Consider the following 17281-nt stretch of genomic DNA (forward strand, 5'->3'; position numbering starts at 1 on the left):
GTTTATGGATCCAGTATATCTGACGCGTGACTGCTTGGCCCGCAAGTGTGGGGAACATCGTTATTGGGGTGTGTGGTGGACCACCTCTCAGGGCTGGCGACTCGAGCATCTGCGCGGAGGCGTTCCCGACGGCGGTCGATGACCTTTACTAGCGGTCCCAGTGGGTGACATGGACGGCACATGAGGGCGCGGAAGCAGATTTGGGGCGGCGGCTGTCAACTTTGTCCATTTTGCGGGACCAGTGTCCTGGTGCTCGGGTGTCATCTATGTGAGGATTTCACTAGGCCTTGAGACCTAGAACCCGGGCTGGGTAGCCCTCTAGGTGAAAGGTTGAACAATGCAGTATATCCGTATCGTTAGAAAGGGCCCCGGCTCTGCCGAGGGATTGAAGTGAAACACGGAAACGTAGTTGTTAGCGACTCGCTCGCTGAAAGTTATAAACGTTGGTTCCCAACTGAACGCCAGGTAGTTGCTCTTAGCGAAACTGACCTCACCGATGCTGCTGTGGTCGTGCTGTCCGAAGAGGATGTTCAAGACGGTAAAGGCAAAGAGATTGTAGAACTCGGCTGGGGTCTCCCGGTTATTGCGTGTGTCTCGGCCGACCGTAAAGATCTTATCGGTAAGGGTGAAATCGATGATGTGATCACCAAAGACCGCATTCAGAGCGATTATTTCGCACGTAAGGTTGAGAAATTTGCTCGCCGTTACGACCGCGAAATTCTCCCCCCGTTCTTCGAAGCTCTGGTTGACTACCGTGACCTTGGCAACTCGAACTTCCCGAGTCCTGGCCACCACGGCGGTCAGTACTTCCGCCGGCACCCCACAGGTCGCCGGTTTTTTGAATTTTATGGCGAAAACCTTTTCCGCACTGACCTTTCCAGTTCGGACGTCGCGCTTGGCGACCTTCTGATTCACGAAGGTGCCCCCGAAGAAGCTCTCGAACGTGCAGCTGAAGTTTTCCACGCTGACGACACTTGGTTCGTCCTGAACGGCACCTCTTCATCCAACAAGGTTGTTCTGAACGCTCTCCTTGCGCCGGGAGATGTCGTCCTGTTCGACCGCAACAACCACAAGTCGGTTCACCATGGCAGCCTCGTCATGGCCGATGCTAAGCCTGTCTACCTTGAAACCGAGCGAAATGCGTTCGGTCTCATCGGTGGTATCGACGCGCACTGCTTCGACGAAGCCTACATCCGCGAGCGTGTCGCGAAGGTCGATCCCGAGCGTGCCAAGGCCGAGCGACCCGTTCGCCTCGCCGTGTTCCAGCTCGGCACCTACGACGGCACCATCTACAACGCTCGCCGTGTCATTGATAAGATCGGTCACCTTTGCGACTACGTCCTGTTCGACTCCGCATGGGTTGGCTACGAGCAGTGGATCCCGATCATGAAGCAGTCCTCGCCGATGCTTCTTGACCTCAAAGAGAACGACCCCGGCATTATCGTGACCCAGTCTGTCCACAAGGGTATGGCGGGCTTCTCGCAGGCTTCGCAGATCCACAAGAAGGACAACCACATCAAGGACCAGGCTCGTTACTGCGATTCCGATCGCTTCAACAATGCATACATGATGCATGCCTCCACGAGCCCGTTCTACCCGATGTATGCGTCACTCGACGTTAACGCACGCATCCACGCAGATGGCTCTGGTGAAAAACTTTGGGCTGAGGCGCTCAGGGTTTCGATTGAAGCCCGCAAGATGATCCTGAAGGAATGCAAGTACATTCGTCCGTTCCTCCCGCCGACCGTTAACGGTGTTAAGTGGGAAGACACTCCGACCGAAGAAATCATGGCGAGCCGTGAGTACTTCGAGTTCAAGCCGGGCGAAACTTGGCATGGATTCCCCTCGTACCGCGAAGGCCAGTACTTCATCGACCCGATGAAGTTCCTTCTCACAACTCCCGGTGTTCGTAACACTGAGGACGGTTACGAGTATGAGGACTTTGGCGTTCCGGTCAATATCCTCGCTAACTACCTGCGTACGCTCGGTATCATTCCTGAAAAGTGTGACCTCAATACAATCCTCTTCCTCATCACGCCCGCAGAAACTCTGCCGAAGATGCAGGAACTGGTTGCTGCACTTGTTCAGTTTGAACAAATGCTGGACGAGGATGTACCGTTGGCCGAGGTGCTCCCGCGCGTTTATGCTGAAAACGAAGAGCGCTACCGCGGCTACACCATTCGCCAGCTTTGCCAGGAGATGCACGACTTCTATAAAGAGCGTGAGGTCGCGAAACTTCAGCGAGCAATGTTCCGTGAAGAGACCCTGCCGAAGAGCGAAATGAGTGCACGAGATGCGAACACCGCCCTTATTGCGGGGGATGTTGAACTCATCCCGCTCAGTGAGGCAGAGGGTCGAATCGCAACCGAGGGCGCATTGCCTTACCCCCCGGGCATCATTTGTGTTGTTCCCGGTGAGGTATGGGGTGGTGCCCAGCTCAAGTACTTCCTCACCCTTGAAGAGGGCATCAATGTGCTTCCCGGCTTCGCACCGGAGCTCCAGGGTGTGCACATGGTGAATGAAGACGACGGCTCTACGCGTGCATACGCGTACGTGGTCAAAAACTAATTAATTTGTCAAAGGGGTGGGGCCGCGGCGGTCCCGCGGCTCCGCCCCTAGACTATGGAGAATTGAAACATGAACGATAAACCAGTTCAAAAGAAAATGGGAGTTGTGCAGTTGACCATCCTCACGATGGTTAACATGATGGGCTCCGGCATTATCATGCTTCCTACGAAGCTTGCTCAGATCGGCACAATCTCGATCCTTTCTTGGATTGTCACCGCCGGCGGTGCGACGATTCTCGCGTACTGCTTTGCAAAGCTTGGTCGTTACAGTCGAAACGCCGGTGGCATGGGCGGCTACGCCGAATATGCTTTCGGTAAGTCCGGCTCGTTCATGGCCAACTACACCTACATTCTTTCGCTCGGTATTGCGAACATCGCGATCGCGATTTCGGCTGTTGGCTACGGCCTCACGCTCTTCGATATCGATACTTCAGGCATGAGCAATGGTCCCCTTATCGTGGGTGGTCTTGCCATCGCCACCATGTGGCTTGCAACCGTGCTCAACTTCGGTGGTGCCAGCATCACTGGCAAGATCGGCTCCATCACCGTTTGGGGCGTTATCGCACCGGTGCTCGGCATTTGCATCATCGGCTGGTTCTGGTTCTCGCCGTCCACATGGGCCGCCGCCTGGAACCCGCATGACCTTGGGTTCTTCAAGGCAGTTTCGTCCTCGATCGCAATGACCCTTTGGGCCTTCCTCGGTCTCGAGTCCGCTTCTGCGAACTCCGATGCCGTTGAAAATCCCGAGAAGAACGTTCCTATCGCGGTTATGGGCGGTACTCTCGGTGCTGCAGTTATGTACATCCTTTCGACCAACGTTGTCGCCGGCATCGTCAACCACGAGGAGCTCGCTGCATCGAACGGTCCGTTCGGCCTTGCCTTCGCACACATGTTCAACCCGGTTGTTGGACGCATCATCACTGCACTCATGGTTATTGCCTGCTTCGGCTCGCTCCTCGGCTGGCAGTTCACCATTGCGGAAGTTGCCCGCTCGATGGCGAAGGTTGGGCAGCTGCCTAGGATCTTCAACCACGTGACCAAAGCTGGCGCGCCGATCATCGGTATGTGCATCATCACCGGTCTGCAGACTCTCCTCTCGTTCTTCACGATGAGCCCGAGCCTTGCTGAACAGTTCGAGGTGCTTGTCAACCTTGCAGTTATCACCAACCTGATTCCCTACCTCCTTTCTATGGGTGCGGTCAAGATTCTGCAGAAGCGTTCTGGAGTTCCTGCAGGCAAGGCACGCGCAGTGAACGTGCTCGCATTTATTGCGGCTCTCTACTCGCTCTACTCCCTCTTCACCGCTGGCGAGCAGGCCATGATGGGTGGAGCGCTTGTCACCTTCTTCGGTTGGACCCTCTTCGGTGTCCTCGCTCCGCGACTGCTTGACGGGGGCAAGGGCGACGATGCCAAAGCCCACGAAGAGATTGAACAGGCTAAGCAAACCAACTCCGGCCTTAACCCAGCGTCGGCCTGATCTAGCTTGAGCCTAACGGGTTCGTTCCCGGCTCTATATGAGTGTCAGGACTGAACCCATATAACTAACTACCGCCCCGCTTGCTAATAGCTCCTGTAAGCGGGGCGGTTTTTTGTGCCTGGCTTTTGGGTGTGCTCACCCTTCGTTCTTTGCTAAAACGACACGAGGTGCTACCCCCCCTTACGGACGGGATTGGAACGGGCAGAACAGGAGACCGTCGCCAGCGGTGTGCGCAGGTCGCTGTGATCGAATGCGAAGGCATTTGGCATCGGCGTCACTAGCTGTTAGTGAATGAATGTGATTTGTCAGCAGAGTTCAAGATTCTCTGGTGTCCAGGTGGACTTCTAAGCCATTCAGGTTGCCGAAACTAGACGAAGTACTAAGTTTGTGTAGTGTGCCAGATCCTCAGGGACGCTGTTGACATGCAAAACAGCAATAGAATCGTGGGGCGTCCAAAATGCTCCACCGGAGGTGACTCCTGGTCGATGACTGCCGTATGCAATCAAGTGCGAATGGTCCATACAGGAGCCAGGCGGCTGTAGTCCCCTGCGTCCGAGCGGACTGCCACAACGTCGCTGCGGTAGTAGTTCGCGCGATTCCGCAAACGTCTTGAACGTTCTTCTGTCTTGAAATAGCTAGTGTTGGCGGAAGTGAAGTGATGGCATTGAGCCTCGGGGCAATAGTGAGAAACTCTAGTCTTTGGTTTCGTTGTGAAGATCAAGCGTTGTGCCAACAGAACACTATCGATGAGCAAGCATAGGGATGTGGCTTTCGAATACGTGTGAGGCGTCCACGGGTCGGTGGGTAGCCAACATAAAGTAATCCCCACCTGGGAAGGTGGGGATTACCGTGCGCCATCAGGGATTCGAACCCCGGACCCACTGATTAAGAGTCAGTTGCTCTAACCAACTGAGCTAATGGCGCGATTATCCAACTATAGCAGAAGTCTGCGGCTATTTCTACGCTTTCGGTCTTAGAGCTGATTCGCGTTTGTATGCGAGTTCCGGCTGCTTATATGCAGTAGTGACCGGGCCACCACAGGGGCAAAAATGCCGGCCTGTGGTGGCCCGGGGTCAAGGAAGGCTCACGAAGCTAATGGCTATTAATCCACTGCTTGAGCCCCGTGGATTCCTAGTTCTCGATGGGCTTGATAAGCGGGAAAAGGATGGTTTCACGGATACCGAGACCGGTGATGGTCTGGAGTACACGGTCGATGCCGATTCCCATGCCGCCTGACGGAGGGAATCCGTATTCCATGGCGTCGCAGAAATCTTCGTCGTAACGCATTGCATCTTCGTCGCCGCCAGCTGCAAGCTGCGCCTGCTGCACGAACCGCTCCCTTTGGATAACCGGATCAGCAAGCTCGGAGTAGGCTGTGCCGATTTCCGAGCCACGGATGTAAAGATCCCACTTCTCCACGACGCCCGGGCGGTCGCGGTGATCGCGAGTGAGCGGGCTCGTCTCGACTGGGTAATTCATGACGAAAACGGGATTGTAGAGCTCTTCGGCGGGGATCAGATGCTCCCAAATTTCTTCGACGAGCTTTCCGTGGCCGAGCGTCTCTTCATCCACATCTACCTCAAACTTGCGGGCGAGTTCGCGAAGGTGCTCGGCGGAGGTTTCAGGAGTGATCTCTTCCCCTGCATAGTGTGAAATGCTCTCGTAGAGGTCGATGCGCTTCCATTCGCCACCGAGGTCGAACTCAGTGCCGTCATCGAGGGTGACCAAGGTTGAGCCGGTTGCTGCGATGGCTGCGTTCTGGATGAGTTCTTGTGCCAGATCGGCCATGACGTTGTAGTCGGCGTACGCCTCGTAGCACTCCAGCATGGTGAACTCGGGGGAGTGCGTCGAGTCCGCTCCCTCATTGCGGAAGTTGCGGTTGATCTCGAATACGCGGTCGAGGCCACCTACAACGGCACGCTTGAGGAAGAGCTCAGGAGCGATACGTAGCGAAACCTGCATATCGAACGCGTTCATGTGCGTATCGAAGGAACGCGCGGATGCACCTGAGGGCACAACCTGGAGCATAGGCGTTTCGAGCTCGATGTAGTTACGCTCGCGGAAGGTGTCGCGCAGAGCCTGGATCACACGAGTTCGCAAGCGTGCGATGCGCTGTGCCTCGGGGTTGACAATGAGGTCGACATAGCGACGACGCATTCGCATTTCGTCGCTGAGGTCGGTGTGGAGGTTCGGTAGTGGGCGAAGCGACTTCGAAGCCATTTCCCAACGGTCAGCGTAAATGGAAAGCTCGCCAGTCCTGGAGGTGCCGATTTCTCCGTGCACGAAGATGTGGTCACCGATATCAACGAGGCGGTTGAAGTCTTCGAATGCTTGTTCGCCAACTTCATTCTCCACAAGCATTGACTGCAAGCGTGAGTGATCCCCGGCTTGGAGAACGGCGAAAACGAGCTTGCCGGTCTTGCGGATGTGGACGACGCGTCCAGAAAGGCCGACTACGTCGCCGGTCTTTACTTCGGAACCTTCTAGTTCACCGTGCTTTTCGAGGACGGCCTGAATCGTCGAGGTGTTTTCTACACCAACGGGGTAAGGCAGACGCTCCTGCTGCTTGAGCATGTCGGCCCGCTTGCCCATGCGCACCGCGCGTTGGTCAGCGGTAGTTTGGGTCTCGACGCCCGCTTGGGGGCCAGCATTGAGCTCAGACACGATGATCTCTCTCTCTTGATGTTGTGACATTGTTCCTAGGTAAGGAACAAAGTCAGTGTAACAGCAAATCTGCGCGGCTGTGTTGCCTGTCTTACTGTGTATTGGCTTCTCAGTTAGTTTCCCGGGGGACGGTTTTTTCGCCTGGATATATGGAAATAGGGAAATAGGTTGCTGATCTTTATTCGCGGTCAAGCTGCAATTTGGTCGGTGAACCTTTTGGCCACGAAAGCGCACATAAAGGGGCGCCCGCGTGGAATGCTAGCTTTCCACGCGGGCGCCCCGCCGAAATTATTGGCAGATGTTGGTCTACCCGTCCTTACTTGTTGCGGATGACGTACCCGTAGGCGCGCTGGCGGCCGTCGTCTTCGGTCACCATGTGAACGCCCTGGAGCTCAGGAGCGAAGCCGGGCAGCTGGTTGATGCCCTCTTCAAGTGCCATGAAGTAGTCGTACTGCGGACCGCCCCAAACCTCACCGGGGACAACCACGACGACGCCCGGGGGGTAGGGAAGAGCGCCCTCGGCCGCGATGCGGCCCTTGCACTCTTCGATCGGGAGGTAGTCGACGTTGCCACGGATGAACTCGACGTTTGCTTCCTGCGGGGTCATTTCGACCTTCGGGAAGTTCTCCTCGCGGAACATGTCCTTCTGGAGCTGAGCAACCGTGCGGTTCTTGTAGAAGTCGTGCATCTCCTGGCAGAGCTGGCGAATCGTGTAACCGCGGTAGCGGTCCTCGTTCGCAGCGTAGATCTCCGGGAGAACTTCCTGAAGCGGAACGTCCTTCTCAACAGCCTCTTCGAAGCGGCGGAGCGCAGCGACGAGGTTCGAGTACTTCTGGATCGTGTCCGCCGGGGTGAGGAGGAACAGGATCGAGTTGAGGTCGCACTTCTCGGGAACGATGCCCTGCGTGCGCAGGTAGTTCGCGAGAATATTCGCCGGGATGCCGAAGTCCTCGTACTCGAAGCCACCGGTCTTGTTGATGAGGCCCGGAGTGGTGAGCAGGAGCTTCATCGGGTCAACGAAGTACTGGCCCTCAACGTAGCTGTCGAAGCCGTGCCACTGCTCGCCCGGGTGGAACTCGAAGAACTTACGGTTCGAAGCGATGGTCTCGGTGTCGTACGACTCCCAAGGCTTGCCGTCGACCTCGGCGGGAACGAACGGCTTGAGCATCTTGAGGTTGCCGAGGATGAGCTTACGAGCCTCAATCGAGTTCTTGAGGGCTTCGTGCCACAGCTTCTCGCCGGCGCCGTTCTCGTGCATCTTGGCGTTGATGTCGAGCGAGGCGAACAGCGGGTAGTAGGGGCTCGTCGAGGCGTGCATCATGTACGAGTTGTTGAACTGATCAAAGTTCACGTACCGATCCTGGCCCTTGATGTGCGAGTCCTTCTTGTGGATCTGCGAGGCCTGCGAGAAGCCAGCCTGCTGCTTGTGCACCGACTGGGTCACGAGGATACCGGGGTCGTTCTCGTCGAGCTCGAGGAGCATCGGCGAGCCTTCCTTCATGATGTCGATCCACTGCTCGTAGCCAACCCATGCGGAGTCGAACAGGATGTAGTCACAGAGGTGACCGATCTTGTCGACGACCTGCCGGGCGTTGTAGATCGTGCCGTCGTAGGTGCCGAGCTGGATGATCGCGAGGCGGAACGGGCGCTCAGCCTTTGCACGCTCGGGGTCAACCTTCTCGAGGCGCTCACGGATGTAGTCCTCTTCGAAGCAGTGCTCGTCGATGCCGCCGATAAGGCCGAACGCGTTACGTGCGGTCTCGAGGTAGACGGGCTTGCCGCCGGCCATGACGAGGGCGCCGTGGATGTTCGACTTGTGGTTGTTGCGGTCGAACAGCACGAGATCGTCGGGGCCAACAACAGCGTTGATGGCAACCTTGTTCGACGACGAGGTGCCGTTGAGGATGAACCAGGTGTTGTCGGCGTTGAAGATGCGAGCAGCAGCTTCAGTGGCCTGGACGGGCGGGCCGTCGTGGATGAGGAGGTCACCCATGGCGACGTCAGCGTTACAAAGGTCGGTGCGGAAGAGCTCTTCGCCGTAGAAGTCGAAGAAGCGACGGCCGGCCGGGTGCTGGCGGAAGAACTGGCCGCCCTGGTGTCCGGGGCAGTCGAACGGCGAGAAGCCGCGGTTGTAGTACTTCGTGAGCGCGCCGAAGAACGGGGGGAGAACCTCGTCCTCGAACTTGTCAGCGGCGGCAGCGATCTGGCGAGCGAAGTAGTCGCCCTGGAGCTCGTCGAGGGCGATAACGCCGTGGAGGCCCTCGAGGTTAGTGGTGTCCTTGGTGCTCTTCACGGCGGCGAAAACGGGAATACCGAAACCGTATTCGTTGATCTCGGCGACCTTACCCGCGTCGATGTCATCCTGGTCGAGGATGATCGCGGAGATGTTCGCGAGGTCGCCGCCCTGGAGTGCGGTCAGTTCGTAGCCGGGAATCGGATGGATCGTTGTGTCAGAGCCGAGAAGAGCGGCGCTGACTCCAATAGTCCTGCGGAGCATTTTCACTTTCCTTGCATTGGAGAAAATCTCGTCGGCACAACTCTGTCCGACACCATGACGCTACACCTTCGAGGTTGTGTTTTTCTAGGGAGTTAAGTCCCTTCGCTTGCTGCCGTAACGGGATGTTTACGTTGAGCGCGTCTGCGATTTGCGTGGGGTCGGGTTTTGTGCACCTCTCTGCAGCCCCGTCCAAGTTCACCCAAATAGTGATCTAGATCCTTTTGTGGATGGGGCGCTCCCAGTGTTGCGGCCTGCGGCTTTGCCTTTGGGGTCCGATGGTGGCATGCGTGACACCGTGACTACGGGCGCAGTGTGGTGTGTGCCTCGTCGGGGGGGGTGGGCCTTGGCGTTTCAGTGGGGCGACACCCTTAAGTACGGTTGCGACACCTTTGAAACTGCACGGCGAGACTGAAAGTGGGCAGCGCTCGTCGATATTTGTTGCCCGCAATCCTCCTAATTGGGAGTTTTTCTGGATATTTAAAGTTCCACAGCGTATTGGTCTGATTTAGGGGGATAGTGCGCACGCACTTCTTGCTCGGTGAGGGGCGGTATTGAAGGTGGGGGTTGCGGGTTTTGAGGGGCATCGGGCGTTGGGGCGCTGACGGTGGGTGTTGCGGGTGCTGGCGCGGTTGGCTTTGGGGTGGGGTGTCGGTCGGTTCGTTGGTGGTTGCTTGTTTGAAGGTGGTGAAAAGTGGCCGCCTGGAGCTTGGATCCGGGCATCTGGGGCTGTTTTTCACCACTTTCGCGAGAGGGGCGGCTGCCGGGCGGGGGTTGGGGCGGCTGTTTGGGGGGGGCGCATTTAGCGACAGTCAATAAGGTGTCGCCCCGGATGCCTGCTCACCGGGACGTTCGTCCCGATCTGTGCCGCTCACACCGTCACGAAACCACTACATGTTGTGGCCTCCGCGTGTCGCGGCACAAGATGTGCCTCTCGCGAGTGAATCTAGGTGGGCAGCCGAAAGCTCCGCACGCGGGGCCTATCGGCACATCGAAGCACACCACCCCATTTGCGATAGGAGCGCACCATGCCCGCACGCCACCACGCCGAGCGCACCCTTGTAGACCCGATTTCGACGATCAATGATTATCTTGGCCGCGCCGATTGGCGCGTGAATGCGAACGCGAACCAGGGGTACAGCGTTGGCGGGCTCGTGCTCAACTCGGCGGGAAAGCTGGTCGCGAACTACTGGCTCGATGAGGTTTTCAGCGCGGAGGCTGGCCAGGCCCACCGCGAGGGCGATCTCTATATCCATGACCTCGACATGCTCACGGGATACTGTGCGGGCTGGTCGCTGCGCACGCTCTTGCAGGAGGGCTTCAATGGTGTGCCGGGCGCGATTGCCTCCGCGCCCCCGAAGCATTTTTCCAGTGCCTGCGGGCAGATCGTGAACTTCCTCGGGACGCTGCAAAATGAGTGGGCGGGTGCGCAAGCGTTCAGCTCATTCGATACCTACATGGCGCCGTTTGTGAGGCTCGATGCGATGAGCTACGAAGAGGTGCGGCAGAACATGCAGGAGCTCATCTATAACCTGAACGTTCCGAGTCGCTGGGGGAGCCAGTGCCCGTTTACGAACTTGACGTTTGATTGGAACTGCCCGGATGACCTCAAGGATCAGTATCCGCTTATTGGCTCAGAGGTGTGCGACTTTACGTACGGCGAGCTGCAAGAAGAAATGGACCTGATTAATCGCGCGTACATCGACGTGATGACGGAGGGGGACGCGAATGGTCGCGTGTTCACCTTCCCGATTCCGACGTACAACATCACGCGGGACTTTGATTGGGACTCACCGAACTCAGAGCGTCTTTTCCGGATGACCGCGAAGTACGGCCTCCCGTACTTCCAAAACTTCATCAACTCGGAGCTTGATCCCGGGCAGATTCGCTCGATGTGCTGCCGCCTCCAGCTCGATCTTCGAGAGCTCCTCAAACGCGGCAATGGCCTTTTCGGAAGCGCTGAACTCACGGGCTCGATTGGCGTGGTCACGATCAATATGGCGCGCCTGGGCTACCTCCACAAGGGTGATGAAGCCGCGCTCATGGATGCTCTCGATCGCCTCCTTGACCTGGGTAAAGACACTCTCGAGAGGCGGCGCGCGACGGTGCAGGAGCTCATCGATCGCGGGCTTTACCCGTACACGAAGCGCTACATGGGCCACCTCGGTAACCACTTCTCGACGCTCGGGGTTAATGGCATGAACGAAATGGTGCGGAACTTTACGGGTGATGCCCACAATCTCGTGACGGGCGAGGGGCGCGCGATGTGCGTGCGGATTCTCGACCATATTCGCGGGAAAATGGTCGAATTCCAGGAAGAAACCGGGAATCTCTACAACCTTGAGGCGACCCCCGCCGAAGGCGCTACCTACCGCCTCGCGAAAGCGGATCGCGAGCGCTTTCCCGCGATCATTCAAGCGGGTACCGCCGAAAACCCGTACTACACGAACTCCTCCCAAATTCCCGTGGGTGCGACCGACGATCCATTTGAAGCGTTGGAATGGCAAGACGAGCTGCAGACCAAATACACGGGCGGTACGGTTTTGCACCTGTACATGAATGAACAGATGAGTTCGCCCGAGGCGGCGAAACAGCTCGTGAAGCGTGCCCTCTCGAACTTCCATCTTCCGTATCTCACCATCACTCCAACCTTCTCGATCTGCCCGAGCCACGGCTACCTCAAGGGTGAACACCACGAGTGCCCCGCATGCGGCGACGTGTGCGAAGTATGGACGCGTGTCATGGGTTATCACCGGCCAGTAAGCTCGTTCAACATCGGGAAGAAGGGCGAGTTCGAGGAGCGTAAGTTCTTCACGGAAGGTGCGGCTGAGCGCCACGGGGAACTTCGCGCGTCCGAAGCTCGCCCGGAAACCGTCGTCCCTGCATGAGTGAGCATTCCGCAGCCCTGAGTCCGCATGATCTCGCAATTGCGGGCCTCGTGCCGCTCTCGACGGTGGATTGGCCTGGAAAGCTTGCCGCGACGCTCTTTCTCCAGGGCTGCCCGTGGCGGTGCAGCTATTGCCACAACCACGCGATCCTCGACCCCCGAACTCCGGGCACGGTCACGTGGGGCGAGGTCGAGGATCTCTTGGCAAGAAGGCGCGGGCTCCTCGATGGTGTCGTGTTTTCCGGGGGAGAGGCGACGCTCCAGCGTGCCATCATCCCTGCGTTTCAAGAGGTGCGGGCGCTTGGGTTTCGCACCGGCCTGCACACGGGAGGTGCCTTTCCGTCCCGGATTCACGACATCGTCTCCTCGGACCCAGGCGGGCCTCTCGTCGATTGGGTCGGATTTGACCTCAAAGCACCGCCCGAAGTGTTTGAGGAAACCGTCGGACTGAGAAGCGTGAACCCGAACGCGAGCCGCGCCTTTGAACGCTCACGCGAGTCGTTCCTCGCACTTGCGCGCGCCGGTGTGGAGATTGAGCTGCGCACGACCCTCACCCCGGTGCTCGCCCCGTACGCCCCGCGCATCGTTGAGGTCGCCTCGGATCTCTGGCGCGAGGCTGGGGTGGAGAGGGGAGCGCGAACGCTGATTTTTCAGCAGGCGAGGTCCGACGGCACTTCCGACACCTTTGCGCGCACGCTTCCCGAGCGCCCCCGCTGGGATCGAATGTTCGAGGCGGTGCTCGAAAGTGCGCGGACGACCGGCGACGTTGTGGGTGTTCGAGTCGAGGCTCGTGCCTAGGTAGGACCTTCTGCCGCACCTACAGGATTAGGTTGAGGGGAATCGATCCTGGGCTGGGGCGCCGATCAAGGTGTCCCCCTGTACGCTCTCTGCCGCGTGCGAGGGATCTAAACCCAACGTTTGTGGCGGAATGAGGCCGGATACCGCCACAAACGTTGGGTACAGAACCGAAGGAGGGGAGGCGAGGAGGGAAGGGGAGACGCGGCGAGGAGGGGAGGCGAGGGGGACACGGCGAGGGAAGACGAGGGGCGGGGCGCAGACGGGCCGTGAGCGAGGCGAGCCCGCCGCCCTGCTCCGTTTGTCACGTTCCGCCGCGCACCCCTTGGTGAGGCGGGCAGGAGGCGATAGTCTCCCACACGTTAAGGATTTTGCAGTCGCTGCATAATTTTTGTGGCGGTGCACGGACGAAAAGGGGACCATGTCTACATCACTTCAAACTCGCGCGGCGCGCGGCGACGCTCCCGTGGAATTCACCGGCCTCGACCGCGACGGTAAACTCGTGTTCCTCGGCCTCATGCTCGGTATGTTTGTCGCGTCGATCTCGCAGACGATCGTCGGCCCCGCCATGCCGCGCATCGTCGCCGAACTCGGCGGCATGGAGCACTACAGCTGGATCGCGACCGCGGCCATGCTCGTCTCGGCGGTCGCGGTGCCGGTCGTCGGCAAGCTCTCCGACATGTACGGCCGCAAGACGTTCTATATCGCGGGCCTCGTCGTGTTCATGATCGGTTCGGCCCTGTCCGGCATGGCCACAAACTTCTGGTTCCTTGTGTTCTCGCGTGCCGTCCAGGGCCTCGGTATGGGCACGATCATGCCGCTCAGCCAGACGATCATCGGCGACATCATCCCGCCGCGCCAGCGCGGAAAGTATCAGGGCATCATGGGTGCCGTGTTCGGCGTGTCCTCGATCGCTGGTCCGCTTTTCGGAGGCTGGGTGACCGACAACTTCGGTTGGCGCTACCTGTTCTATCTCGCCCTTCCGCTCGGTGTCGCTGCCCTCGTGTTCCTCACAAAGTTCATGCGCCTGCCGCATACGGCAAGCGCTGGAAAGTTCGACCTCATTGGCGCGCTGACTCTCACGCCCGGCCTTGTCATCGGCCTGCTCGCCGTGTCGTGGGGTGGCAATACCTACGATTGGGACTCCTCGGTCATCATCACCATGTTCGTGGCTGCGGCAATCCTCCTTGCGCTTTTCGTGGTCGTCGAGATGCGAGCGGAGAACCCGCTCGTCCCGCTCCGCATGCTCGCCGACTCCCGCATCTCCCTATCGATCCTCGCGAGCTTCGCGATCGCGGTCGCAATGTTCGGCGGAATCATCTACATCCCCGTGTTCGCGCAAGGCGTCCTCGGGGTATCCGCAACGAATTCGGGCGCGATCCTCATCCCGCTCAACGTCGCCATGATCGTGACGTCGATTCTCATGGGCATCATGATCACCAAGTGGGGCCGCTACAAGGGACTCCTCGTTCTCGGCGGTATCGTCATGAGCGTCGGATACATCCTTCTTGCAGGCCTCGACTGGCAATCCTCGCAACTGCATCTCACGCTCGTCATGATCGTGATCGGCACGGGGCTCGGCATGTGTATGCAGACCTACACCCTCATTGTCCAAAACGCCGTCGCTCGTGAGGATCTCGGTGTCGCGACGTCTGCCGTGCAGTTCTTCCGTAACGTCGGTTCGACGATCGGCACCGCCGTTCTCGGCTCCGTCATGTCGGCGAATCTCATGCCAAAGATCCAGGCGCAGCTTCCGCCGCAGGTCGCAGCCGCAATGGGAAAGATCGGTGGCGAGTCCGGCGGTAGTGCAGCGGCGATTCTTGACCCCTCGAAGCTCGAGGGCATTCCCGCCCCGATCGTCGAGGCCATTCGCCACGGCATGGGAGACGCCATGCAGGTTGTCTTCACGACGGCGGCCCCGTTCGCGGTTGTCGCTCTCGTGCTTTCCCTGTTCATCCGCCACACCGAGCTGCGCAGCACCAACTAGCGCCCGGCCATGCTGAGAGGGACCGCTTGACGGTCACCTCGAACACGAAGATGCACCGCACGTCGATACGAGGAGGCGTGATTGACATGAGCGACACAGCCGCAACGGAGAAAGAGCAGGCGTCAGACCTGGCCGCCAGCCACGAGGGTTTGCGCGAGCGAAAGAAACGCGAATCGCGCGAAGCGATGCATCTTTCGGCGCTCGAACTCGTAGCCGAGCACGGTCTTGCCCAGGTGACGGTCGATCAGATCGCGGAGAGGGCGGGGGTATGCTCGCGCACGTTCTTCAATTACTGGGGTTCCAAGGAAGCGGCCGTGCTGGGCGTCGATCCTGAACAGAGCAGTCGTTTTGTGGACATTCTTGCCTCTCGCCCCGCGCAGGAGCCCGTTCGCGACTCTATTCGTGCGCTCCTTCGCATCCACGCTGATGACGCTTCTCGTCGCAGTGACACCCGCGAGCTCACACACCGCGTGCTTTCTCGCGAGCCGCAGCTGCTGCAAATCCTCACCGACCGTAACAGGGGAGTGAGCCGCGAACTCAGCGCGGTCATCGCCGAGCGTCTCACCCCGAGCATGGGGGCGGACGACGCTCGTGATGCAGCGGCGATTCACGTTGCCTGGGGATTCGCCATGGCGCGCAGCGTCTACGCTATTGCTGTGCGCCGCGATCTCTCGCTCGCGGACGCTTTGCCGATCGTTCTCGACTTTCTTGACTCAGGTCGTGTTCGCCTCTAACTGACCACCGCGAAGGAGCTCCTACCTCATGGCCGATATCTCTCAGCCCGACACGAACGACCTCGTTGCCGCCTACGCGTTTGAGGAGCCGCGGATTCATCTCGGCGCGGTCGTCGATGGCGGCGAGCCGAACCCCGAAGCGCCGCTTTACATGCCACTCGGAATGCTCAATAGGCACGGTTTGATCGCCGGCGCTACCGGCACCGGCAAAACAAAAACTTTGCAGCTCATCGCGGAGCAAATCGCGGCCGCCGGTACCTCCGTTTTCGTCGCGGATATGAAGGGTGACCTTTCCGGCATTGCTGTTCCCGGGCAGGCGTCGGAAAAACTCACCGAACGTGCGAAGGCTCGCGCCCAAGACTGGGTATCTCGCGCTGGCACCACCGAATTCTTTTCGCTGGGTGGACACGGTAAGGGCGTGCCGATTCGCACGACGGTTACCGAATTCGGGCCGGTTCTCCTCTCGAAGGTGCTGGGTCTCAACGAGACTCAGGAATCCTCCCTTTCGCTTATCTTTCACTACGCTGACCAGACTGGCCTTGCCCTCCTCGACCTCAAGGATCTGCGCGCCCTCATCCAGTACCTCACGACCGATGGCAAGGATGAGCTCAAGAGCATCGGCGGTATTTCCACCGCGACCGCCGGCGTTATTCTGCGCAACCTCACCCAGTTCGAAAACTCCGGTGCAGACGTGTTTTTTGGAGAGCCGGCTTTCAACGTCGAGCATTTCCTCCGGAAAGATTCCGACGGTCGCGGGATCATCTCGTGTCTCGAACTTCCCGGCGTTGCCGAGCGGCCAGAAGTGTTTTCAACCTTCATGATGTGGATGCTCGCTGAGCTCTACCAGGTGCTGCCGGAAGTGGGCGATCTTCCCCAGCCGAAACTCGTGTTCTTCCTCGACGAGGCGCATCTGCTTTTCAAGGGCGCATCCAGTGCCTTTATCGACCAAGTCATCCAAACCGTGAGGCTTATTCGCTCCAAGGGCGTCGGCGTATTCTTCATTACCCAATCGCCCAAGGACATTCCCGCCGACGTTCTCGCGCAGCTCGGCAACCGCGTCCAGCACGCTTTGCGCGCCTTCACGCCCGATGACGCAAAGGCCATCAAGAAAGCAGTCGCCACCTACCCCACAACCGAGTACGACCTTGAAAAGCTCTTGACCTCCCTCGGCACGGGCGAAGCGGTCGTCACCGTCATGAACGAGAAGGGCGCGCCGAGCCCCGTGGCCTACGCCGCGATGCGCGCTCCCGAATCCTCGATGGAGCCCGCGCCTGAAGCTGAGATCGATCGGATTATCGCGTCCAGCCAGATCGCGGTCCAGTACAGCACTGTTGTGGATCGCGAAAGCGCGTACGAGATCCTCAAGGCGCGTGCGGAGGGTGGCCAGGTCGGGCAGGGGGAGTCCGACGTTTCCCCGGCAGCCGTCGGAACTGAAAAGCCCGGTGCAGGCGCAGCCCCCGCTGCGAAGGCGAAGCCCGCGAAGGAAGAGCCTGGATTGGTGGAGAAGATCGCGGGCAATAGCGCGGTCAAGAGTTTCTTTCGTTCGGCGGGGACGGTGCTCGGGCGTGAGATTACGCGTTCGCTGTTCGGGACGACTCGCAAGCGTCGCCGATAATGGGCGACTGGAGCGCTGGTGCCTACGAACGTATCGGCGGCGCCGGCGCTATGGGACGTCC

General features: G+C 59.0%; 9 protein-coding genes and 1 tRNA gene. 7 read left to right on the plus strand and 3 right to left on the minus strand.

Annotated elements, in window-relative coordinates; all coding sequences use genetic code 11:
- The first annotated feature begins 390 nt into the window (after positions 1-390).
- Complete coding sequence (gene speC, locus FXY94_RS04875) at positions 391-2568, plus strand: ornithine decarboxylase (RefSeq protein WP_016663910.1); 2178 nt, start codon at positions 391-393, stop codon at positions 2566-2568.
- A gap of 69 nt (positions 2569-2637) precedes the next feature.
- Positions 2638-4044: a putrescine-ornithine antiporter gene (gene potE, locus FXY94_RS04880; protein ID WP_016663911.1), complete on the plus strand. Its 1407-nt coding sequence runs from the start codon at positions 2638-2640 to the stop codon at positions 4042-4044.
- Positions 4045-4894: 850 nt separating this feature from the next.
- On the opposite strand, the gene FXY94_RS04885 is transcribed toward potE, so the two are convergent.
- The 3 genes from FXY94_RS04885 to speC (FXY94_RS04895) form a co-directional block, all read right to left on the minus strand.
- Positions 4895-4968: transfer RNA gene (locus FXY94_RS04885), tRNA-Lys, on the minus strand.
- Positions 4969-5175: 207 nt separating this feature from the next.
- Positions 5176-6738 carry a lysine--tRNA ligase gene (gene lysS / locus FXY94_RS04890; protein WP_084813926.1) on the minus strand — a complete coding sequence of 521 codons (1563 nt, stop codon included), beginning with the start codon at positions 6736-6738 and terminating at the stop codon, positions 5176-5178.
- Positions 6739-7024: 286 nt separating this feature from the next.
- Entirely contained in the window at positions 7025-9205 is a 2181-nt protein-coding gene (gene speC, locus FXY94_RS04895) for an ornithine decarboxylase (RefSeq protein ID WP_016663913.1), read from the minus strand.
- Between the two features lie 1025 nt (positions 9206-10230).
- Here speC (FXY94_RS04895) and FXY94_RS04900 point away from each other — a divergent pair.
- The 5 genes from FXY94_RS04900 (at position 10231) to FXY94_RS04920 (ending at position 17220) form a co-directional block, all read left to right on the plus strand.
- Positions 10231-12090 carry a ribonucleoside triphosphate reductase gene (locus FXY94_RS04900; RefSeq protein ID WP_016663914.1) on the plus strand — a complete coding sequence of 620 codons (1860 nt, stop codon included), beginning with the start codon at positions 10231-10233 and terminating at the stop codon, positions 12088-12090.
- Positions 12087-12887 (plus strand): anaerobic ribonucleoside-triphosphate reductase activating protein, encoded by an 801-nt coding sequence (locus FXY94_RS04905; protein WP_016663915.1) that lies wholly within the window; start codon positions 12087-12089, stop codon positions 12885-12887. Before FXY94_RS04900 ends, FXY94_RS04905 begins: the two co-directional genes overlap by 4 nt.
- A 418-nt stretch (positions 12888-13305) precedes the next feature.
- Positions 13306-14871 (plus strand): MDR family MFS transporter, encoded by a 1566-nt coding sequence (locus FXY94_RS04910; protein ID WP_016663916.1) that lies wholly within the window; start codon positions 13306-13308, stop codon positions 14869-14871.
- 86 nt (positions 14872-14957) lie between these two features.
- Entirely contained in the window at positions 14958-15605 is a 648-nt protein-coding gene (locus tag FXY94_RS04915; RefSeq protein ID WP_016663917.1) for a TetR/AcrR family transcriptional regulator, read from the plus strand.
- Between the two features lie 28 nt (positions 15606-15633).
- The gene (locus tag FXY94_RS04920) at positions 15634-17220 is read left to right on the plus strand and encodes a helicase HerA-like domain-containing protein (RefSeq protein ID WP_016663918.1); all 1587 of its coding nucleotides are present in this window, start codon (positions 15634-15636) and stop codon (positions 17218-17220) included.
- The last annotated feature ends 61 nt before the right edge of the window (positions 17221-17281 follow it).

It is taken from the genome of Dermabacter jinjuensis (assembly GCF_902381725.1).
GTDB classification, from domain to species: Bacteria; Actinomycetota; Actinomycetes; order Actinomycetales; family Dermabacteraceae; genus Dermabacter; species Dermabacter hominis.